16 protein-coding genes are annotated in these 19,902 nt (G+C 69.5%); 11 read left to right on the top strand and 5 right to left on the bottom strand.

The annotated features are described in order from the left end of the window. Positions 1-417: 417 nt before the first annotated feature. On the bottom strand, positions 418-2,946 hold the full coding sequence (locus G495_RS18930) for an MFS transporter (RefSeq protein ID WP_051445334.1): 2,529 nt from the start codon (positions 2,944-2,946) through the stop codon (positions 418-420). A 173-nt stretch (positions 2,947-3,119) separates the two neighbouring features. Further along, positions 3,120-5,567 carry a cyclic nucleotide-binding domain-containing protein gene (locus tag G495_RS18925; protein ID WP_035251957.1) on the bottom strand — a complete coding sequence of 816 codons (2,448 nt, stop codon included), beginning with the start codon at positions 5,565-5,567 and terminating at the stop codon, positions 3,120-3,122. 243 nt (positions 5,568-5,810) lie between these two features. Between G495_RS18925 and G495_RS0111835 the strand changes: the two genes are divergently transcribed. Beyond that, positions 5,811-6,305: a rubrerythrin family protein gene (locus G495_RS0111835; RefSeq protein ID WP_028587981.1), complete on the top strand. Its 495-nt coding sequence runs from the start codon at positions 5,811-5,813 to the stop codon at positions 6,303-6,305. A gap of 259 nt (positions 6,306-6,564) precedes the next feature. On the opposite strand, the gene groL is transcribed toward G495_RS0111835, so the two are convergent. Then, positions 6,565-8,202: a chaperonin GroEL gene (groL, locus tag G495_RS0111830; protein ID WP_028587980.1), complete on the bottom strand. Its 1,638-nt coding sequence runs from the start codon at positions 8,200-8,202 to the stop codon at positions 6,565-6,567. A gap of 49 nt (positions 8,203-8,251) precedes the next feature. Further along, positions 8,252-8,542 (bottom strand): co-chaperone GroES, encoded by a 291-nt coding sequence (gene groES, locus G495_RS0111825; RefSeq protein ID WP_028587979.1) that lies wholly within the window; start codon positions 8,540-8,542, stop codon positions 8,252-8,254. Between the two features lie 282 nt (positions 8,543-8,824). Here groES and G495_RS0111820 point away from each other — a divergent pair, with 282 nt between their 5' ends. From G495_RS0111820 to G495_RS0111795, 6 genes are read left to right on the top strand one after another with little or no spacing between them, the layout of a single operon-like run. After that, a complete protein-coding gene (locus tag G495_RS0111820) occupies positions 8,825-9,817 on the top strand; it encodes a phosphate/phosphite/phosphonate ABC transporter substrate-binding protein (protein ID WP_084458197.1) in 993 nt (330 codons plus the stop codon). Continuing rightward, positions 9,814-11,934: an ATP-binding protein gene (locus G495_RS0111815; protein WP_028587977.1), complete on the top strand. Its 2,121-nt coding sequence runs from the start codon at positions 9,814-9,816 to the stop codon at positions 11,932-11,934. Before G495_RS0111820 ends, G495_RS0111815 begins: the two co-directional genes overlap by 4 nt. Before the next feature lies 1 nt (position 11,935). Further along, on the top strand, positions 11,936-12,295 hold the full coding sequence (locus G495_RS0111810; RefSeq protein WP_028587976.1) for a response regulator: 360 nt from the start codon (positions 11,936-11,938) through the stop codon (positions 12,293-12,295). Positions 12,296-12,323: 28 nt separating this feature from the next. After that, a complete protein-coding gene (locus G495_RS0111805) occupies positions 12,324-14,816 on the top strand; it encodes a PEP/pyruvate-binding domain-containing protein (protein WP_028587975.1) in 2,493 nt (830 codons plus the stop codon). 7 nt (positions 14,817-14,823) lie between these two features. Further along, on the top strand, positions 14,824-15,897 hold the full coding sequence (locus G495_RS0111800; RefSeq protein ID WP_028587974.1) for a protein-tyrosine phosphatase family protein: 1,074 nt from the start codon (positions 14,824-14,826) through the stop codon (positions 15,895-15,897). 29 nt (positions 15,898-15,926) lie between these two features. Beyond that, on the top strand, positions 15,927-16,340 hold the full coding sequence (locus G495_RS0111795; RefSeq protein ID WP_028587973.1) for a hypothetical protein: 414 nt from the start codon (positions 15,927-15,929) through the stop codon (positions 16,338-16,340). 18 nt (positions 16,341-16,358) lie between these two features. On the opposite strand, the gene G495_RS0111790 is transcribed toward G495_RS0111795, so the two are convergent. Continuing rightward, the gene (locus G495_RS0111790) at positions 16,359-17,024 is read right to left on the bottom strand and encodes a lactate utilization protein (protein ID WP_028587972.1); all 666 of its coding nucleotides are present in this window, start codon (positions 17,022-17,024) and stop codon (positions 16,359-16,361) included. A gap of 417 nt (positions 17,025-17,441) precedes the next feature. Here G495_RS0111790 and rpmH point away from each other — a divergent pair, with 417 nt between their 5' ends. The 4 genes from rpmH to yidC are packed head-to-tail and all read left to right on the top strand — an operon-like array spanning position 17,442 to position 19,873. After that, the gene (gene rpmH, locus G495_RS21160) at positions 17,442-17,579 is read left to right on the top strand and encodes a 50S ribosomal protein L34 (protein WP_084458196.1); all 138 of its coding nucleotides are present in this window, start codon (positions 17,442-17,444) and stop codon (positions 17,577-17,579) included. Next, positions 17,567-17,959 carry a ribonuclease P protein component gene (gene rnpA / locus G495_RS20490; RefSeq protein ID WP_084458194.1) on the top strand — a complete coding sequence of 131 codons (393 nt, stop codon included), beginning with the start codon at positions 17,567-17,569 and terminating at the stop codon, positions 17,957-17,959. The genes rpmH and rnpA overlap by 13 nt, the downstream gene beginning before the upstream one ends. Positions 17,960-17,970: 11 nt before the next feature. Next, the gene (yidD, locus tag G495_RS21155; RefSeq protein ID WP_084458192.1) at positions 17,971-18,246 is read left to right on the top strand and encodes a membrane protein insertion efficiency factor YidD; all 276 of its coding nucleotides are present in this window, start codon (positions 17,971-17,973) and stop codon (positions 18,244-18,246) included. Next, positions 18,239-19,873 carry a membrane protein insertase YidC gene (gene yidC / locus G495_RS0111780; protein ID WP_028587970.1) on the top strand — a complete coding sequence of 545 codons (1,635 nt, stop codon included), beginning with the start codon at positions 18,239-18,241 and terminating at the stop codon, positions 19,871-19,873. Before yidD ends, yidC begins: the two co-directional genes overlap by 8 nt. Positions 19,874-19,902 lie beyond the last annotated feature (29 nt).

Raw genomic sequence — 19,902 nt, 5'->3', positions numbered from 1 at the left:
GCCTACACCAGAAGCAAACGCCCCGCCAGCCAGGACGCGGGCGGCGGGCCGAGGGGCGGATGGCTGCCGGGGCGCTGCCCCGGACCCCGGCAAGGGGGCGCTGCCCCCCTGCACCCCCCGCCAGGGGCCAAGGGCCCCTGGACCCCGCACGCCACCCCGGGACCGCGCGGCGAAGCGCCGCGCGGTCCCGGGGTGGGGAGGCTCGGGTGGGGAGGCTCGGGTGGGGAGGCTCGGGTGGGGAGGCTCGGGTGGGGAGGCTCGGGTGGGGAGGCTCGGGTGGGGGATCAGGCTGGAAGGCTGGGGACGGGGGGCTGGGTGGAGCGGCCGGGCCAATGCGCGGCAGCCGGGCCGGGTTCCTTGCAGGAATCCGGCCCGGCTGTCGGGCAGGGCGCAGGGGCGCCTCGGGCGCCGGACCCCTTACTGGTCCGTGTGCAGCAGCCCCTTGGCGGCCAGGGTCGCCTCGGAGCGCGTGGTCAGGGTGAACAGCACGGTGATGGCCAGGTAGCCGATGCCGAAATAGGTCACGGCGTCGGGCATGCCGAAGGTCAGCAGCATCCAGCCGAAGAGCATGGGCCCGATGATCTGGCCGGTGCGGCCCACGGAATTGAACAGGCTCATGGCCGTGCCCTCGCCCAGCTCGTGGGTGGCCCGCAGCTTGAGCACGAAGGCCCGCGAGGCGTCCAGGCTGCCCGAGACGCCCAGCAGCAGCGCAGTCAGCGCCGTGGCTTCCAGGCCGCCGAAGTAGTAGTAGGTCGTGAACCCCAGGCAGCCGGTGGTGCCGGACAGGAAGATGAGGAACTTCTGGTTCCCGGCGCGGTCCAGGAACTTGGCCAGATAGGGCGCGACATAGATCAGGCACACCCCGTAGAGCATGTACACGCGCCCGATGTCGGACTGCGACTGGCCGATCCCGGCGAGGTAGACCGGGCTGAAATAATACATGAAACCCACAAAGGCCAGAGAGGCCGGGATGGAACTGAACACCACCAGGCCGAACACGTCGCGGTTGGTCAGGAAGCGCAGGGCGCGGCCCGGGGTCAGGCGGCCCCGGGCGTGGGCGCCGGGGTTCAGGGTGCAGAAGGTCGGGCGGGCCATGGCCCGGCGCATGAAGCCCAGGGCGTAGGCCCCGGCAAAGACGATGATCGCCGTGCCCGCCAGCAGCACGGGCCGGAAGCCCACGCGCTCGGCCATCATGGCCCCGGCGGCGCCGCCGCAAATGCTGCCCGCGAACACGCCCGCCCACAGCTGGGCCATGCCCTGGGCCTTGCTGCCCCGGTCGGTCTGGCGCACCACGAAGCCCTGGGCGGCCATGAGGAACGCCCCGTAGCCCAGGCCCACAAGCCCGCGCGAGGCGATGAAGTGCAGCGCGTCGGGCGCCAGGGCCGACCAGGCCGTGCCCGCCAGGGCCGCCCCCAGGCCGAACCAGAAGGGCTCGTGCCAGCCGCGCCGGTCGATCCACGGCCCGGCCCCCAGCAGCGCCACGCCCACGAAAAGCATCTCCACCGAGATGGGCAGACCCAGCACCACCTCCTGCGACAGGCCCAGGTCGGGGATGGGCAGCACCTTCATGTACAGCGGCAGGAAGGAGATGCACATGTCGATGCCCAGCAGGAACAAAAACGCCGCCGGACGGATGGCCCCGAAGGGGATGCCCGCCCCGGGCAGGGCGCAGGGGTCGCCCGCGGGCGGCGCGTTGGCGCCGTTGGTCCGCACGTACTGGTCCTTGATGAACAGGTTGGCCAGGATGAGCATCTCCACGAAGAACAGGATGGAGATGACCAGCACGGTGGCCGAGTCCTTGAAGATTTCCGTCAGCTTTTCCAGCATGCTCTGGCGCGAGACGTTGGCCACCAGGTGCCCGTGCAGGGAACCCTCGCGCATCAGCGGCGTGTGGGCGCGGTAGCGCGGGTCGTACTGGCCGTCCAGGGGGCCGGGGTCCTGCCGGGGGCCGGGGGTGCCGCCCGCGCGGTAGTCGAAGGCGCCCTGGTGCGTGGCCACGAACACCAGCCGCCCCTCGGCGTCGTACACGGCGATGTCGCGCAGCTCCGGCGAGGCGGCGATGATATCGCCCAGCAGCTGGTCCAGCCCGCTCAGGCTGTCCAGGCGCAGGCCCTTGCCGAAGAAGAACTCCACGTCCTCCTTGAGCAGGGTCATCAGCGTCTCGGCCTTGGTCTGGTTGATGGCCAGGAATTCGTCGCGGAAGGCGCGCAGGTTCATGCCCGCAAAAACGATCTGCGCCGTGCCCACCACCAGGAACAGCAACACCGAAATGCGCCGCCCGGGCAGCCCCGTGGCCAGCGGCGCGGCGTGGGTCACGAGGTTGAGCGCCAGGATCAGCAGGGCCATGCCGCAGACCATGACCCCGGCGAAGACCTTGAGGTTGTGGTCGAAGAAGGGCCCCAGCAGCTGCTCCACCTGCTGCTCGCCGAAGCTGATCACCGTGTAGGCGGCGATGCCCTTGCCCTCGGTGACGGGCAGGGCGATGCTGAACTGGCCAAGATGCTTGACGAAGGCCGGGGCCTGCCCCTGGTCCGCCCCCGGGGTGGCGAACAGCGCCCGCAGCTCGCGGGGCAGGGCCTCGCCCGCCAGGGCCGGGTTGGTGGAGTGCAATATCTGGCCGTCGGGCAGCACGATGGAGATGACCACATCGTCCTCGCGCAGCATCTTGCGCTGGTAGCCCGAGGGCGTGTGCCGCAGCACCACGTTCTTGAAGATCTGCCCGCGCGTGTCTTCGAGCACGCGGTCGATGCCCGTGAACTTGTCCAGGCGCTTGCCGAACTTCAGGGCCCGGTCCAGGGCGCGCTGCAGGTCCAGGGCGATGACGCGGTATTCCGAGATGATGGCCTCGGTGTAGACCTTCTCCATGGACGCCGTGGTCAGCATGATGCTGAACCCCAGGGACAGCAGCAGCAAAAGGAAGGCACACAGGGCTATCTTGAGTTTCATGCGCGTCGTGGGGTTGGCGGTTGCGGGGGCCACGGCACACTAGCGCGCCCCGGGCGCGGATGCAACGCCCTTGCTGGGCACGTGCAGTCCGGGCGCCGGATGCCCCCTGGCGCCCGGGGCCGGGGCTGCGGCGGTCCGCGCGCGGGCCCGCCGGGGGGCGGGCGCCGACCCCGCTAGCGCAGGACCTCGCGCAGGGCGGCGTTGGAGGCCGCCACCCGGTCGGCCAGCAGCCCGACCACGAAGTGGTGGATGGCCGCCGCCAGGTCGGGGCGCTTGTGCTGAAGCAGGGGCAGGGCCTTGGCGGGCAGGCGGTGCAACACGCAGTCCTCGGCGGCGGTCACGGTGGCCGAGCGCGGGGCCGAGGTGTACAGGCCCATCTCGCCGAACACCGTGCCCGGGCCCATCTTCTTCAGCCGCAGGTGCTTTTCCCCCTCCAGGGCCATTTCCACGTTCACCGTGCCGCGTTCGATGAAGTACATGCTGTCCGGGGCGTCGCCCTGGCGGAAGACCACCCGCCCCCGGGCCACCTCGACCCGCGTCAGCACGCGCAGCAGCAGCGGGATGAGCTGCCGGTCGGGAAACACCGGCGCCAGCAGCTCGGCCAGGTTCTTGTGCTCCTGGTGCAGCTCGTCGGCCTCGTCGAGGATATGGTCCTCGGCCCATTCCAGGGCGTAGTCCAGCGAGGTCACGGTGATGGAGCCGCCGTCCTGGTCGGAGAGCACGCAGCCCGCCCGGGCCAGCTGCGTCTCCAGCTCGAAGGGCACGTTGGTGAACACCAGCAGGAACCCGCCGGTCTTGGCGATCTGCTTCATGCGGATGAAGGAGATGGCCACCGACGAGTCCAGACCGCTGGTGAAGGTGAAGTCCAGCAGCACGAAGCGCAGCGGCTCGCGCCCCTGGTCGTGCAGCCGCGCGGTGATCATCTCGATCAGGCGGTTGGTGGTGCCCAGGAAGATGAAGCCCTGCAGGGTCAAAACGTGGATCTGGTCGCCCTTGGCGCGCAGCACGGCCTGCTGGGCCGGGGCGCGGTCGGCGTGGCTGTGGAAGTTGGCGCCGGACATCTCCAGGCGCACCACGCTCACCGAGCCGTAGCGCACGGCGGTGACCAGCATGGCCAGGGCCGCCCCGATGGCCAGCCCCGGCAGCAGCCCCAGGCAGACCGTGACCAGGAACACCAGCACCAGCAGGGCGTAGTCGCCCTTGTGGGTGAAGCGGGTGCGCGTCTCGCCCAGCCAGCGCCACAGCAGCGACAGGCCCAGCCCGGCCAGGATGCCCGCCGGGACGAAGCGCGGCAGCAGCGGCAGCCAGCGGTCGGCCAGCACCAGGGCCAGGGCGCACACCGCCGTGCCTGTGAGCCCCGCCAGCATGCCCGAGGCCCCGGCCAGGCGGTTGCCCAGGCTGCGGTCCAGCGACAGGGTGCCCGGCAGGCCGCCGCCCAGGGCGCACAGCATGTTGCCCACCCCCAGCACGCGGAATTCGCCGTCCAGGTCCACGGGCTTGCCGGTGACGACCTCCATCTCCGAGATGCGGATCATGGCCGAGCCCGCCACCAGCCCGCCCAGGGCCAGCACGTAGCCCGCGCAGTCGGCGATGACCATCCAGTCGATGCTGTCCAGGAAGCCCGCGTCCTGGACATGGGCCCAGGGCGCCCGGGCGGCCAGGGGGCCGAACAGCCAGCCCAGCTCCCGGGCCTGCTCCAGCCCGATGCCCTGCCAGTGCAGGTAGCCGTGGCAGGCGCCCACGGCCAGGGCCAGCAGCGCCGCCACGGCATAGGCGTTGCGGACCCAGCGCAGGACCACGAACAGCGCGACCCCCAGCCCGATGGCCGGAGCCCAGCGCAGGCACAATTCGGCATCGAAATAGCGGGCCATGATGTCGCCCAGGCACACGCTGCGCCCCAGGGCCACCCCGAAGGCCTGGACCACCAGCATGAAGCCCACCGCCGCCAGCACGCCGCCCAGGGCCTGGATGGGCACGTAGCGCACATGGTCGCTGCTGCGCGACAGGCCCGCCGCCAGCAGCAGGGCGCCCGTGAACAGGCCGCACACGGCCAGGGCCGCCAGGGTGGTGGCCAGTACCGCCTCGGCGGGCGCGCCCGTCATGCGCTCCTGCACGAAGCCCGCGAGCAGGAAAAGCACCACGCCGGTCATGGTTTCCGGCCCGGCGGCGGCAAAGGCGATGCGGCTGCGCAGGGCCACCGCCAGGCCCAGCACCGTGGCGCCCAAAAGGGCCATGGTCACCGCGTGGGGAAAGTGCTCCAGCAGCGCGCCCTGGGAAGAAACCAGCGTGGCCACGGCCAGGGCGAAGAGCACGCCCAGGACCCCGGCCACCAGCCCGCCCGCCAGGTTGCCCAGCGCCCCGCCCTCGATGAACCGGGGCCGCAGCTCCGCCTCCATGGCGCGGGACAGCTCGGCCTCGCTGATGGCCTTGCCCCCGGTGCGCCCCGCCGCCTGGGGCCGGGCCGCGGGCTCGGCTTCGATCACATCGTCCAGGTGCAGGTCGCCCGCGTCGGCCGCCACCAGCGAGCTCTCGCCACACCTGGGGCAGCGGACCCTGCGGTCCGCGTATTTGTCCGGGAGCTTCCTGTCCAGCCCGCAGGACGGGCACTTGAAAACAGCCACTGCTCTTCCCCTGAAGGCCTGAGTTTCGTATCCTGTACACGCCTTGCCCGGCCGATGGCAACCGCCCTGGCTGTTTCATCGGTTGTTTCAGGGATTTGAATAGGCCCGGACCCGTTTGCGGGGCCTGGCGGGCCCCGGGGGGAATTTCCTCGCATTTGGCCCTTGACTCCCCCTGGAAATGCTGTACATTCCTTCCTGTCAGTAAATATTCCTAATAACAATTAGTACCCGCAAGGAGCGACCATGAGCAAGACCGAGAAGAACCTGATGGAGGCCTTTGCCGGCGAATCCCAGGCCAACCGCAAATACCTGGCCTTCGCCGAGAAGGCCGACAAGGAAGGCCACCCCCAGGCCGCGCGCCTGTTCCGCGCCGCCGCCGCCGCCGAGACCGTGCACGCCCACGCCCACCTGCGGGCCCTGGGCGCCATCCGCACCACCGCCGAGAACCTCAAGGCCGCCATCGAGGGCGAGACCCACGAGTTCAAGGAGATGTACCCGCCCATGATCGAGGACGCCAAGGCCGAAGGCCACAAGGCCGCCCTGCGCTCCTTCGAGTTCGCCAACGTGGTCGAGGCCGTGCACGCCAAGCTCTACCGCAAGGCCCTGGACACCCTGGACAACCCCGAGCCCGCCGAATACTACGTCTGCTCCGTGTGCGGCCACACCGTCGAGCACGAAGCCCCGGACGCCTGCCCCGTGTGCAAGGCCGCCAAGAAGGCCTTCTTCAAGGTGGACTAGGCGTTCCGGCTTCCGCTTTGCCTGGAAACGGGGCTGTCTTCGCTGGCGAAGGCAGCCCCATTTTTCGGCCCGGGAAGGCCCCCGGGGCGCTCCGCCGGGGCCTGCTCCGGCCCCGTGCGCCCGCCCCGGGGGCCCTTCGCCGCGCGGCCCGGACGGCGCGGCGGGGAAAGCCCGCCGCAGCTCCCTCCCCCGCAGGCAAACAAAAAGGCCGACCCTTGCGGGTCGGCCTTTGATCATCCGGGGTAAGGCGCGCGGGGGCCTAGTACATGCCGCCCATGCCGCCCATGCCGCCGGGCATGGCCGGGGCAGCGGGCTTGTCTTCGGGCTTCTCGGCGATGGCGCACTCGGTGGTCAGCAGCAGGCCGGACACGGAGGCCGCGTTCTGCAGGGCGGTGCGGGTGACCTTCTTGGGGTCGATGACACCGGCCTTGATCAGGTCTTCGTATTCGCCGGTGGCGGCGTTGAAGCCGAAGCCGTCCTTGCCGCCGCGCACCTTCTCCACCACCACGGAGCCTTCCATGCCCGCGTTGTTGGCGATCATGCGCAGGGGCTCTTCGATGGCGCGGGCGATGATGTTCACGCCGGCCAGCTCGTCGTCGTCGGCGGGCTTGATCTTGGAGAGCACCTTGGCGCAGCGCACCAGGGCGACGCCGCCGCCGGGCACGATGCCCTCTTCCACGGCGGCGCGGGTGGCGTTGAGGGCGTCCTCGACGCGGGCCTTCTTCTCCTTCATCTCGGTCTCGGTGGCCGCGCCGACGTTGATCACCGCCACGCCGCCCACGATCTTGGCCAGGCGCTCCTGGAGCTTCTCGCGGTCGTAGTCGGAGGTGGTCTCGTCGATCTGGGCGCGCAGCTGCTTCACGCGGGCCTTGATGTCCTCGCTCTTGCCGGCGCCGTCAACGATGGTGGTGTTCTCCTTGTCGATGACCACGCGCTTGGCGGTGCCCAGGTCGGCCACGGTCATGTTCTCCAGCTTGATGCCCAGGTCCTCGGAAACGACCTGGCCGCCGGTGAGGATGGCGATGTCCTTGAGCATCTCCTTGCGGCGCTCGCCAAAGCCCGGGGCCTTGACGGCGGAGACCTGGAGCGTGCCGCGCAGCTTGTTGACCACCAGGGTGGCCAGGGCCTCGCCGTCCACGTCCTCGGCGATGATCACCAGCGGGCGGGACATCTTGGCGGTCTGCTCCAGCACGGGCAGCAGGTCCTTCATGTTGGAGACCTTCTTCTCGTGGATGAGGATCAGCGGCTCCTCCATCTCGCAGGTCATCTTCTCGGGATCGGTGACGAAATAGGGGGAGAGGTAGCCGCGGTCGAACTGCATGCCCTCGACCACGTCCAGGGTGGTGTCCAGGCCCTTGGCCTCCTCCACCGTGATGACGCCTTCCTTGCCGACCTTGTTCATGGCCTCGGCGATGATGTTGCCGATGGTGGCGTCGTTGTTGGCGGAGATGGTGCCGACCTGGGCGATCTCTTTCTGGTCGCGGGTGGGCTTGGCGATCTTGGAGAGCTCTTCGGCCAGGGCCAGCACGGCCTTGTCGATGCCGCGCTTCACGGCCATGGGGTTGCGCCCGGCGGCGGCGAGCTTCACGCCCTCGGTGAAGATGGACTGGGCCAGGATGGTGGCCGTGGTGGTGCCGTCACCGGCCACGTCGGAGGTCTTGGAGGCCACTTCCTTGACCATCTGGGCGCCCATGTTCTCGAACTTGTCGGCCAGCTCGATCTCCTTGGCCACGGTCACGCCGTCCTTGGTGATGATCGGGGAGCCGAAGGACTTCTCGATGACCACGTTGCGGCCCTTGGGGCCCAGGGTGACCTTGACGGCGTTGGCCAGCTTGTCAACGCCCTTCTTCAGTTTCTCGCGCGCCTTGGCGTCGAAAAGGATCTCTTTAGCGGACATGTCGTTTCTCCTTGTTCATGCAAAGTGGGAAAAATCGGGAACGGGCGGGTTACTTCTCGATGATAGCCAGGATGTCATCCTCGCGCATGACGAGGTGCTCCACGCCGTCGATCTTGACCTCGGTTCCGGCGTACTTGTTGAACAGCACGAAGTCGCCAGCCTTGACGGACATGGGAATGGCCTTGCCCGCGTCGTCGCGCTTGCCGGGCCCGGCGGCCACGATCTGGCCCTTGATGGGCTTTTCCTTGGCGGTGTCGGGGATGATGATGCCCCCGGCGGTGACTTCTTCGCTCTCCAGACGCTTGACCAGGACGCGGTCGTTCAACGGTTTCAGTTTCATGACTATCCTCCGAATGATTTTAAGGAGTGGCTGGTTGCGGCTTTGGCACTCCCGGGTTGCGAGTGCCAGCCCATGGCACCTGATCGCCCGCGACCGGAAAGGCTCATGCCAACCGGCGACGGGCTTCGGGGAGAGTGATAAGACACCTAGGGCGGGTGTCAACACCCGGGGGCGCATTTTTCTGCGCACCCGCCCGGGGCCGCGCCCGGAGGCCACGCACCGCGAGCCACGGGCGACGGACCGCCCTCCGTTTTGGGGTACCAATTGCCGGATTTTCGGGATATGAGTTCCCGCATGCCCTCCTCGCCGCTGTACAGGACGCTCTTGCGCAAGCTGCCCCACGACCTGCCGGGCCTCGTGCTGGTGGTGCTGCTGGCGCTGCTGCTGGCCGTGCCCCTGTCCAGCTGCAACGACAACGAGCCCGTGCGCCAGGTGGACCTGACCAAACGCGAGCCCATCACCTTCCACCAGCGCCAGGAGGAGCTCACCTACGCCTACGCGCCCCAGTACTCCCACGCCACCTCCTACCAGCGCCACCACCTGCTGGTGGAGTACCTGGCCGAGGCCACGGGGCTCAGGATGCGCCAGGTCTTCCCCGACACCTTCGGCGAGCACATGAACATGGTCGATCAGGGGCTCATCGACATCTCCTTCTCCAACCCCTTCATCTACATTAAGATGGCCGAGCGCCAGGGCGCCTGGGCTTTCGCCCGCGTGGTGGAGCCCGAGGGCCGCAACTTCCGCGGCCAGATCATCACCCGCGCCGACAACCCGCGCATCAAGACCCTCCAGGACGTGCGCGGCGAGCGCTGGCTGGCCGTGGACCCCTCCAGCGCCGGCGGCTATCTCTACCCCCTGGGCCATTTCATTGAAAACGGCATCCACAAGGAAGACTTCACCGAGATCGCCTTCGCCCCCGGCCCCGGCGGCAAGCAGGAAAAGGTCGTGCTGGGCGTGTATTCCGGCAAGTACGGCGTGGGTTCCATCCGCGAGGGCACCCTGGCCATCGTGGCCAACACCATCGACGTGTCGCAGATCCGCGTGCTGGACGTGTCGCGCTGGTATCCGGGCTGGGTCTACGCCGCGCGCAAGGGCCTGGACCCCGAAATCGTGCGCAAGATCCGCGACGCCATGATCGCCCTGGACATCAGCAGGCCCACCCACAGGCCGATCCTGGAAAACGCCGGGCTCACGGCCATCATTCCCTCGCAGGACGCGGACTTCGACCCCGTGCGCCGCCTGGCCGAGATGGTCGGGGAGGAACTGCTGCGGTGACCCGCACCCCCCGCTTCCTCGACCGCCTGAAGTTCCAGGACAAGATCAACCTGGGCACCGCGCTCATCGTCATCTTCTTCGGCGTGCTGGTGTCCATCGGCGTGTCGCGCGTCAGCGTGAACGCCATCATCGAGGAGAACCGCGACCGGGGCACCAGCATGGCCAGAAACCTGGCCCTGCGCGCCCTGGACCCCATGCTCGGCCAGGACTTCCTGCGCCTGAAGACCCTGGTGGACGAGGTGGCCGGGCTCTCGCCCTACATCACCTACGCCTTCGTGCAGGACCGCCAGGGCGACGTGGTGGTCCACTCCTTCAAGACCGACTTCCCCGTGGACCTGCGCGAGGCCAACGCCGCCAGGGGGCGCGACGTGCACGTGCAGCTGCTCGACGCCGGATCCATGCGCATCTACGACTTCGCGGCCCCGGTGATCATCGGCACCGACAGCTTCGGCACCGTGCGCCTGGGCATCAGCCAGGTGCGCGTGCAGAGCGCCAAAAGCCAGATCATGGTCACCATCTTCGGCATCACCGCCGCCGTGGCCGTGGCGGCCATCCTGCTCTCCACCCTGTTTGCCCGGGGCATAACCCGCCGCCTGGACATCCTGCGCGAGAGCGCCGAGGAGGTGGTGCGCGGCAACCTCGACGTGCAGACCGCCCCGCCCCTGTCGCGCGACTGCTGGGAGGTCATGAACTGCACCAACCAGGACTGCCCGGCCTACCGCGACGACCGCCACCGCTGCTGGTACCTGGCGGGCACCCTGTGCCCGCACTGCGCCGATGTGGCCCTGCCCGAAAAGCTGCGCACCTGCCGCTCGTGCAAGGTCTTCCTCGAGAACCAGGGCGACGAGATCCAGGCCCTGGCCGAGACCTTCGACATCATGGCCCTGACGCTCAACGCCTACATCGACGAGCTCAAGCAGACCCACAGCGACCTGGAGCGCCAGCGCCAGCTCATGCAGACCATCCTCGACGTGACCCCCGACCTGGTCTCGCTGCAGGACGACGAGCTGCGCTACATGGCCGTGAACAAGGCCTTCTGCACCTATTTCCACCGCAACGAGAAGGACATCCTCGGCCGCACGGACTTCGACCTCTTCAGCGAGGGCCAGGCCGACGCCAACTACCACGAGGACCGCCAGATCCTCATGAGCGGCGCGCCGCTGTCCAAGCAGATCCTCACCGGGCGCAAGGGCGACAAGCGCTGGTTCCACATCCTCAAGGTGCCCGTGCGCAGCGGGGAGAAGATCATCGGCCTGCTGCTCACCGCGCGCGACATCACCGTCATCAAGCAGTACCAGGAGCGGCTCATCCACTCCCAGAAGATGCACGACCTGGGCAAGATGGCCGGAGGCGTGGCCCACGAGATCAACACCCCGCTGGGCATCATCCTGGGCTACGCCCAGCTCCTGCTCGAAGACGCCGCCGCCGACAGCCAGCTGCACAAGGACCTGAAGACCATCGAGCGCCAGACCAAGGTCTGCCGACGCATCGTGGCCGACCTGCTGGGCTTTTCGCGCAGCACCCAGACCGCCATGGAACCCATGGACCTGAACACCTCCATCCAGGAGGTGGTGGACCTGGTGGCCCAGATCTTCCGCCAGGAGCGCGTCATCGTGCAGACGGACTTCGACCCCACGGTGCCGCCCATCGTGGGCGACGCCGCGCGGCTCAAGCAGGTCTGGATGAACCTGCTCTCCAACGCCTTCGACGCCATCGGCTCCGACGGGCACATCCTGGTGGGCACCAAGCTGTGCAGCCACCGCCGCCGGGTGGTGGTCACCGTGGCCGACACGGGCTCGGGCATCACCGGGGGCGACCTGCCCCAGGTCTTCGACCCCTTCTTCACCACCAAGCCCGTGGGCGAGGGCACGGGCCTGGGCCTGTCCGTGTCCTTCGGCATCGTGGCCGACCACGGCGGAAAAATTTCGGTGACCAGCCCCGCGCCCGTGGAGTATCTGGCCAGCGAAGGCGACAAGAACGAGACCAAGCCCCCCGGCCCCGGCACGGTGTTCTTCGTGGAGCTGCCCCTGACCAAGGAAGGCCTGCCCGACGAGGATTGCCCCGAGGTCGCCGTGATCCGGGGCGAGCTACAGACCGCAGCACCCCAAGGAGACTGACATGGCCACGATCATCGTGCTCGACGATGTGATGGACGCAGGCGTGCTCATCAAGCGCATCCTGGAACGCAAGGGGCACAGCGTGGAGGCCTTCACCGAGGAGGAGGAGGCCCTGGCCCACGCCAAGGCCCACGCCCCGGACCTGGCCATCCTGGACATCAAGCTCAAGAAGATGACCGGCGTCGAGGTGCTCGAAGAGCTCAAGAAGGTCTCTCCGGGCACGCGGGTCATCATGCTCACCGGCTATCCGACCATCGAGACCGCGCGCCAGTGCCAGCGCCTGGGCGCGGCGGACTACTGCGTCAAGCCCATCGACAAGGACGAGCTGGAAGACAAGGTCGGCAAGGTCCTGGCCAGCTAGAACCCCCAGGCAAGGAGCCCCGCGTCCCATGGACTTCAAGGAGCTGTTCAAGCACTGGACCTACCAGGTCTTCGCCCCCGGCACCGTCTTGCGGCGCAAGTACGAGTCGTTCAAGAACCTGCTGGAGATCGACCGCGCCTGCCTGGAGCGCATCGCCGAACTGGAGGACATCCACTACGGCGGCACGCCCGTGGACTGGGCCCGCGTCAACCAGCTGGTGCGCGAGCTGCTTTCGCAGTCCGACTTTTTGGTGCGCGAGCTGCTGGCCATGACCCCGGGCAACTACCTGGACCTGCCCGACTACCGCAACAAGATCGCCTTCTACCTGACCATGGCCTCCGAGCCGCAGGACTTCGAGTTCGCCCCGCCCTTCGCCATGAGCTACGAGGAGGCCCTGGGCCGCCCGGCCTGCGCCGGGGGCAAGGCCCACAACCTGGCCCAGGCGGCCGCCCTGGCCGAGCTGCCCGTGCCCGAGGGCTTCGTCATCACCTGCCGGGCCTTCCATTATTTCATCGAATACAACGAGCTGCGCCCGCGCATCGACACCCTGCTGGCCAAGGTCAACCTCGACGCCCCGGGGTTCGTGGGCGACATCTGCGAGGAGATCCAACGCCTGATCCTGGCGGGCGAGGTGCCTCCGGCGGTGGAGCAGGAGTACCGCCACCGGGCCATGCTGCTGGCCGGGGCGCGCGGCGGGCGCGTGCGCCTGGCCCTGCGCTCCAGCGCGCGCGGCGAGGACTCCGAGGCCTCCTTCGCCGGGCAGTACGAGTCCGTGCTCGGCGTGTCGCTGTCGGACATCACCCCGGCCTACAAGAAGGTGCTGGCGAGCAAGTACAGCGCCAAGGCCGTGACCTACCGCATCCGCTACGGCCTGCCCGACCAGCAGACGCCCATGGCCGTGCTGGTCACCGAGATGATCGACCCCGCAGCCAGCGGCGTGGTCTACACCCGCGACCCCGCCGACCCGGACGGCGACACCCTGGCCGTGTACGCCGTGCCCGGCATGGGCCGCGCCCTGGTGGACGGCAGCGCCTCGCCCGAAACCCTGACCATCTCGCGCGGCGAGGCCCCCGCCATCGTGGCCCACGCCTCCGGCGGCGGCGCGCCGCAGGTGGTCTGCGGCGACACGCCCGACGAGGGCCCCTGCCTGCCCGAGGCCCACGCCCTGTCCCTGGCCCGGGTCGGGCTGCACCTGGAGCGGCTGTTCCGCGCCCCGCAGGACATCGAATGGTGCATGGACCGCAACGGCTCGCTGTACATCCTCCAGGCCCGGCCCCTGGGCCTGGAGGCGGCGGACGGCGAGCCGGAGCCGGACCGCGACGCCCCCCTGCCCGACGAGCCGCTGCTGCGCGGGGTGCCCGCCAGCCCCGGGGTGGGCATGGGCCCGGTGTGCAAGCCCCAGCGGATCACCGACCTCGACAGCGTGGCCGAGGGCTGCGTGCTGGTGGCCGATACCCTCTCCCCGGCCTATGTCAGCGTGCTGGAGCGCCTGGCCGCCGTGGTCACCGACACCGGCTCCAAGGCCAGCCACTTCGCCTCCGTGGCCCGCGAATTCGGCCTGCCGGTGGTGGTCAACGCCAAGTTCGCCACCCGCACCCTGGAAGAAGGCCGCCAGGTCACCGTGGACGCCACCCATGGCCGGGTCTACGACGGCGCGGTGGCGGCGCTGAAGGAGCGCGCGGGCCGCCCCCGGCCCCAGCGCGACACGCCGTTCCGCAGGCGCATGGCCGAGGTCATGAGCCGCATTTCGCCCCTGAACCTCACCGACCCCGAGGACGAGAACTTCGCGCCCCACGGCTGCCGCACCATCCACGACATCGTGCGCTTCTGCCACGAGCGCGGGGTGGGCGAGATGTTCTCCCTGGTGGGCAAGGACGGGCGCGGCCTGACCCAGGCCAAGCTGCTCCAGACCCCGCTGCCCGTGGTGCTGCACGTGCTGGACCTGGGCGGTGGCCTGACCCCGGCGGCGGCGGCGGAAAAAACCGTGGACCCCTGCCACTTCGCCAGCGGCTCGCTCATCGCCCTGTGGGAAGGGCTGAACCACCCCGACGTGCAGTGGGACGGCAGCCTGCTGGCCTTCGACTGGGAGCGCTTCGACCAGATGTCCGGCGGCGTGTTCAGCCTGAAGTCAAAAATCCTGTCCAGCTACGTGGTGGTGGCCCGCGAATACATGCACCTGCTCATGCGCTTCGGCTACCACTTCGCGGTGGTGGACGCCATGTGCGGCGAACACCCCGAGGCCAACTACGTAAACTTCCGCTTCAAGGGCGGGGGCGCGGGCGTGGGCCAGCGCCTGCTGCGCCTGGATTTCGTGAAGAAGGTCCTGGCCAGCGCGGGCTTCCGCGTCAAGGTCACCGGCGACATGCTCGACGCCCGCCTGGACCGCGCCCCGGCGCCCAAGATCGAGCTGACCCTGACCCTGGTGGGCACCCTGCTCGGACGCACCCGGCTCATGGACATGGCGCTCACCGGCGACGATCAGGTCCAGGAACTGGTGGACCAGTTCCTGGAATCCCTCTAGGCGCGCCATGGCTTCCGGCTACTCCATCGACTGGGTCACCGACAGCCTCGCCGTGGGCGGGGCGCCCATGTCCTACGAGGCCCTGGCCGACCTGCGCGCCCAGGGCATCGACTGCGTGCTGAACCTGTGCGACGAGTTCTGCGACCTGCACTGGATCGAGGCCGACCAGGGCTTCGAGGTCTATTATTTCCCCATCCCCGACGAGCAGGCCCCGGACCTGGAAGGCCTGGAAAAGGCCCTGGACTGGCTGGACGAGGCCATCTACCTGGGCAAGCGCGTGCTCATCCACTGCCGCCACGGCATCGGGCGCACGGGCACGGTGCTCAACGCCTACCTGCTGCGCAAGGGCCTGGGCCACAAGCTGGCCGGGCGCGCCCTGCGGCCCCTGCGGGCCAAGCCGCAGAACTTCTCGCAGTGGCGCTTCGTGCGCCGCTACGGCAAGCAGGCCGGGCGGCTGTCCGTGCGCGAGCCCAGCCTGGAGTCCAAGAACCTCGTGGACCTCTACCCGTTCTTCGCCGACTACGAGCGCGCCGTGGAGGACGTGGACGTGCTGCTGGGCGACGGGGCCCGGCCCTCGGCCCTGTGCGGGCGCGACCACGACCGCTGCTGCCGCTCCCTGGTGACCATGCCGCTCATCGAGGCCGTGTACCTGAACCACGCCGTGACCATGGCCCTGTCGCGCACCGACCGCGAGGCCATGGTCCTGCGCGCGGTGGAGGCCCTGCGCGTGCTGCGCCGCCTGGGCTACGACCCCCAGGAGCCCGCCACGCGCACGGCCAGCCTGTGGACATCCTACCGCGAGGCCGGGGTGCTCTGCCCGCTGTCCGAGCTGGGGGAATGCCTGGTCTTCGACAGCCGCCCCCTGGCCTGCCGCCTGGGGGACCTGGCCCCCGAAAGCCTGGCCCACCCGGCGGTGGCCACCCTGCTGCCTGCGGCCCTGAAAAGCATCAGCGCCAACCTGTTCTTCGCCTACACCTCGCGCTTCCCCGAAGGCGAGCCCATGGTCTTCACCCTGCCCGAGGTCGTCTCGGGCAAGTTCGTGCAGACCTTCTTCCACTCCCTGATGCGCCTAGGCGACTAGGCGCACGGGGCAGACCCAAAGGACCGGCCATGACCACGAAACGCACGACCCTGGCCGCGCTGGCGGCCCTGGCCCTGGCGGCGGCCCTGCTGTGGGCCCCCGGCCCGGCCCGCGCCCAGGCCCCCGGCCCCGACCTGTCGGGCGCCTACGCCATCACCGGCACCGACCCCGGCGGCGCGGCCCCCTACCACGGCAGCGCCGTGCTGACGCGCCAGGGCGCGGCCTACCTGTTCGAGGCCGAGATCGACGGGGTGCGCTACGCGGGCCTGGGCCTGCACGACCCGCAGGCCGGGGTGCTGGCCCTGTCCTTCCTGGAGGGCGACGACGCCCACAGCCTGGGCGTGACCGTGCTGCACGTGGAGGGCGACGCCCTGCGCGGCTCGTGGGTCGCGCGCGGGCAGCTCCAGGACGCCCCGGGCGGCGAGGTCTGGACCCGGCGCTGACCCCGGGCCGCCCGCGCCCTAGAAGCCCAGCTCCTGGTCCACCAGCACGACCTTGATCCGGTTCTTGGGCCAGCAGCGTTCGGTGATCGACCAGGTGTTGCAGATGCGCTCGGGGCTCGCGCAGTCCTCGCAGCGCATGCTGCGCGTGCAGGGGGTCTTGCGGCCCAGGCGCATGGCGTTGACCGGGGCGGCCAGCTCCTTGACGCGGCGCATGGCCTCGTCCAGCCCGCCCGCCAGCTTGTTGCGCCCGGCCACCACGACCACGAAGCGCGGCCCGAAGGCCAGGGCCGCCACGCGGTTGCCCGTGGCGTCGAGGTTCACCAGCCTGCCGTCGGCGGTGATGGCGTTGGCGCCGGTGAAGAAGATGTCGGCGGTGAGCGCCTCGCGGCGCACGCGCAGGGATTCGAAGCGCGCCAGCCCGGGGTCGAAGGGGTCGAGCACCGCCAGCCCGGCCGTGGCCTTCACGGCCTCGTAGACGCCGGTCTCCATCAGGGTCATGGAGCCTCCGAAGGAGGCCGTGCGGCAGTTCTCCTCGACCATGAGCCGGACGAGGATGTCCTTTTCCACCAGGGCCCGCGCCGCCCCGGCCCCGGACACCAGGTAGGCGTCGAACCCGTTGCGCACCAGGGCCTTCTTGGCCTGGGCCAGGCGCCCTTCGTGGTAGGCGGCCAGGGGATTGTCCATGCGACCTCCGGGGGTTGCGGTGGGGTATGTTCCAGCACTGCCAAACCCCGGGCCACCGGTCAAGCGGGCGCGGGCAGGGCGCACGGCGCGGGCCCGGGCGGGCTGCGCGGCTTTCCCCTGCCGGGCGGGCCTTTTCCCGGCCGCCCAGCGCCGGATGCACGGCGCGGCCCCGGCCCTGCGGCTGGCGGAGGCTCCGCGCGTGGCCGCGCACCCCGGGGCTTGACTTTGGGGCGCGCCTGGGGCACTTAGACCGCCCGCGATCAGATGCATCCGGGGCGCGCACCGTCGCGCCCCGCGCGTTTTCCGGTCGCGCGCATCCACCCGGAGCCCCGCCCGGGGTGCCTTGCCATCGGCCTTGACAGGGCCGGGGCGAGGGGTTAGGTACTCGCGTTTACGACCACCCCAAGGAGAACTGCAATGAGCAAGAGAACATACCAGCCCAGCAAGCTGCGCCGCAAGCGGACCCACGGTTTCCTGGTCCGCTCCAGAACCAAGAATGGCCGGGCCGTGCTGCGCCGCCGCCGTGCCAAGGGACGTAAAAGATTAGCGGTCTGACCTTCGCGCGCCGGCACCGCCTGCTGAACCGCTCCCAGTTCCTTGCGTGCTACGACCGGGGCAGGAAGCATTTCTCCAGGCACTTCATTCTTTTCGCGCTTCACGACGCCACGCCCGGCGCCCCCTGGCGGCTGGGCGTGGCCGTAAGCCGGAAGCTGGGGTCGGCAGTGTCGCGCAACCGTATCAAGCGGCTGCTGCGCGAATTTTTCCGCCTGCATCAGAACACCCTGCCCGCAGGCATGGACTTCGTTGTCGTCCCCAAGCGCCATGTGGACGCCAGCGCCCTGGGCCTTGGCGACGTGGAGCCCGAACTCGCCGCCCTGGTGGCCAAGGCCTGCCAGGCCTCGCCCCCCGGGGCGCAACCCCGGCCCGGCGGCTGACACTGAAGAGCATGCGCACCCTACTCATCGCTCTCATCCGCGTCTACCAGCGCGCCGTTTCCCCCCTGTTCCCGCCCTCGTGCCGGTTCCTGCCCACGTGCTCGGCCTACGCAGCCGAGGCCATCGCCGTGCACGGCGCCCTGAAGGGCTCGCTGCTCGCCCTGCGGCGCATCCTGCGCTGCCATCCCCTGTGCCAGGGCGGGCTCGACCCCGTCCCCCCGAAATCACCGGGCCCCGGGCCCGACCAAAGCCGCACGCCCATTGCGACAGGAACGCACCATGGATAACGACAACACCAAACGCACGCTTCTGGCCGTCGTCCTCTCCACCCTCGTGATCGTGGCCTGGGGCTATCTCTTCCCGCCGCAGCCCGCGCCCCAGGCGCCCGCCCCGGCGGCCACGGCCCAGCCCGACGCCGCAGCCCAGGTGGACGCCGCCATCCCCGGCGACCCCGCCCAGGCGGCCCAGGCCGCTCCGGCCCAGGCCCCGGCCTTCGCCCCCAGCGCCGGGCGCGACGTGGTGGTGGACACCCCGCTCTACCGCGCGGTGTTCAACTCCGCAGGCGGCATCCTGACCTCTTTCGAGCTGAAGAAGCACCTGGACTCCATCGACGCAGGCGCCAGCCCCGTGAACCTCATCGCCCCCCGGGCCGTGGGCGTCGGCCCCCTGGGCCTGCTCTGGCAGGACCAGGGCACCTGGCGCCCCGAGTCCAGCCAGTGGGCCGCCCCGGCCACCGAGGCGCTGACCGTGGGCGAGGCCGGGGCCGAGCTGACCTTCCAGGGCTCCTTCGGCGGCCTGGCCATCACGCGCACCATGCGCTTCGCCCCCGACACCTACCTCATCGAGGAGACCGTCACCCTGGCCAACGCCACGGGCGCGCCCGTGACCGGGCGCCTGGGCTTCAACATCGGCGTGGCGCCGCTCACCGCCAAGGACGACACCTACAACCCCACGCGCGTCTCCTTTCTGGACGCCAAGGGCGTTGACGACGAGTCCGACCGCGAGGACCTGGCCGCCGGGCTGCGCCGGGCCGAGGGCGTGAAGTGGGGCGCCATCCAGAGCAACTACTTCACCGTGGCCCTGGCCCCCGAAGACGGCGACCTGACCCTCAAGAGCAAGTTCACCGACGAGCTGTTCCGCATGGTCGTGGACAAGGACGGCCTGAGCGTGGCCCCGGGCACCAGCCGCGAGGTCAAGGCCAGCTACTACCTGGGTCCGGTCATGTCCAAGTACCTGAGCCTGGCGCCCCACGGCCTGGACTCCCTGGTCACCTACGGCTTCTTCGACGTCATTTCCGTGCCGCTGATGAAGGGCCTGCTCTACATCCACTCCGTGGTGGGCAACTGGGGCGTGGCCATCATCATCCTGACCATCATCATCAAGCTCGCGTTCTGGCCGCTCTCGCAAAAGAGCTACCAGTCCATGAACAAGATGAAGAAGATCCAGCCGCTGATGGCCAAGGTCCGCGAGCAGTACAAGGACGACCGCCAGAAGATGAACGAGGAGATGATGCGGCTGTACAAGACCTACAAGGTCAACCCGGCGGGCGGCTGCCTGCCCATGCTGCTGCAGATCCCCGTGTTCCTGGCGCTGTACCAGGCGCTCATCGGCGCCGTGGAGCTGCGCCACGCGGCCTTCATCGCCCACCTGCCCTTCACCGACATCGTCTGGCTGGCCGACCTCTCCGCCAAGGACCCGTTCTACATCACGCCCCTGGTCATGGGCGCCACCATGTTCCTGCAGCAGAAGATGACCCCGGCCCCCGGCGACCCGACCCAGGCCAAGATCATGCTCTTCATGCCGGTCATCTTCACCTTCATGTTCCTGAACTTCCCTTCGGGGCTGGTGGTCTACTGGCTGGTGAACAACGTCCTGTCCATCGCCCAGCAGTGGTGGCTCCTGCGCAAGGCCTAGGCCGGCGCCGGACCCGGACCAACGCGGCA

It is taken from the genome of Desulfocurvus vexinensis DSM 17965 (assembly GCF_000519125.1).
In the GTDB taxonomy this organism is placed as follows: domain Bacteria; phylum Desulfobacterota; class Desulfovibrionia; order Desulfovibrionales; family Desulfovibrionaceae; genus Desulfocurvus; species Desulfocurvus vexinensis.
Note: the sequence above shows the minus strand (reverse complement) of the source record. Positions and strands in the feature narration are given on the sequence as shown.

Coding starts and splice junctions, on each gene's coding strand:
- G495_RS18930 (WP_051445334.1), bottom strand. CDS start 2,946: ATGAAACTCAAGATAGCCCTGTGTGCCTTCCTTTTGCTGCTGCTGTCC.
- G495_RS0111835 (WP_028587981.1), top strand. CDS start 5,811: ATGAGCAAGACCGAGAAGAACCTGATGGAGGCCTTTGCCGGCGAATCC.
- groL (WP_028587980.1), bottom strand. CDS start 8,202: ATGTCCGCTAAAGAGATCCTTTTCGACGCCAAGGCGCGCGAGAAACTG.
- groES (WP_028587979.1), bottom strand. CDS start 8,542: ATGAAACTGAAACCGTTGAACGACCGCGTCCTGGTCAAGCGTCTGGAG.
- G495_RS0111820 (WP_084458197.1), top strand. CDS start 8,825: ATGAGTTCCCGCATGCCCTCCTCGCCGCTGTACAGGACGCTCTTGCGC.
- G495_RS0111810 (WP_028587976.1), top strand. CDS start 11,936: ATGGCCACGATCATCGTGCTCGACGATGTGATGGACGCAGGCGTGCTC.
- G495_RS0111805 (WP_028587975.1), top strand. CDS start 12,324: ATGGACTTCAAGGAGCTGTTCAAGCACTGGACCTACCAGGTCTTCGCC.
- G495_RS0111800 (WP_028587974.1), top strand. CDS start 14,824: ATGGCTTCCGGCTACTCCATCGACTGGGTCACCGACAGCCTCGCCGTG.
- G495_RS0111795 (WP_028587973.1), top strand. CDS start 15,927: ATGACCACGAAACGCACGACCCTGGCCGCGCTGGCGGCCCTGGCCCTG.
- G495_RS0111790 (WP_028587972.1), bottom strand. CDS start 17,024: ATGGACAATCCCCTGGCCGCCTACCACGAAGGGCGCCTGGCCCAGGCC.
- rpmH (WP_084458196.1), top strand. CDS start 17,442: ATGAGCAAGAGAACATACCAGCCCAGCAAGCTGCGCCGCAAGCGGACC.
- yidD (WP_084458192.1), top strand. CDS start 17,971: ATGCGCACCCTACTCATCGCTCTCATCCGCGTCTACCAGCGCGCCGTT.
- yidC (WP_028587970.1), top strand. CDS start 18,239: ATGGATAACGACAACACCAAACGCACGCTTCTGGCCGTCGTCCTCTCC.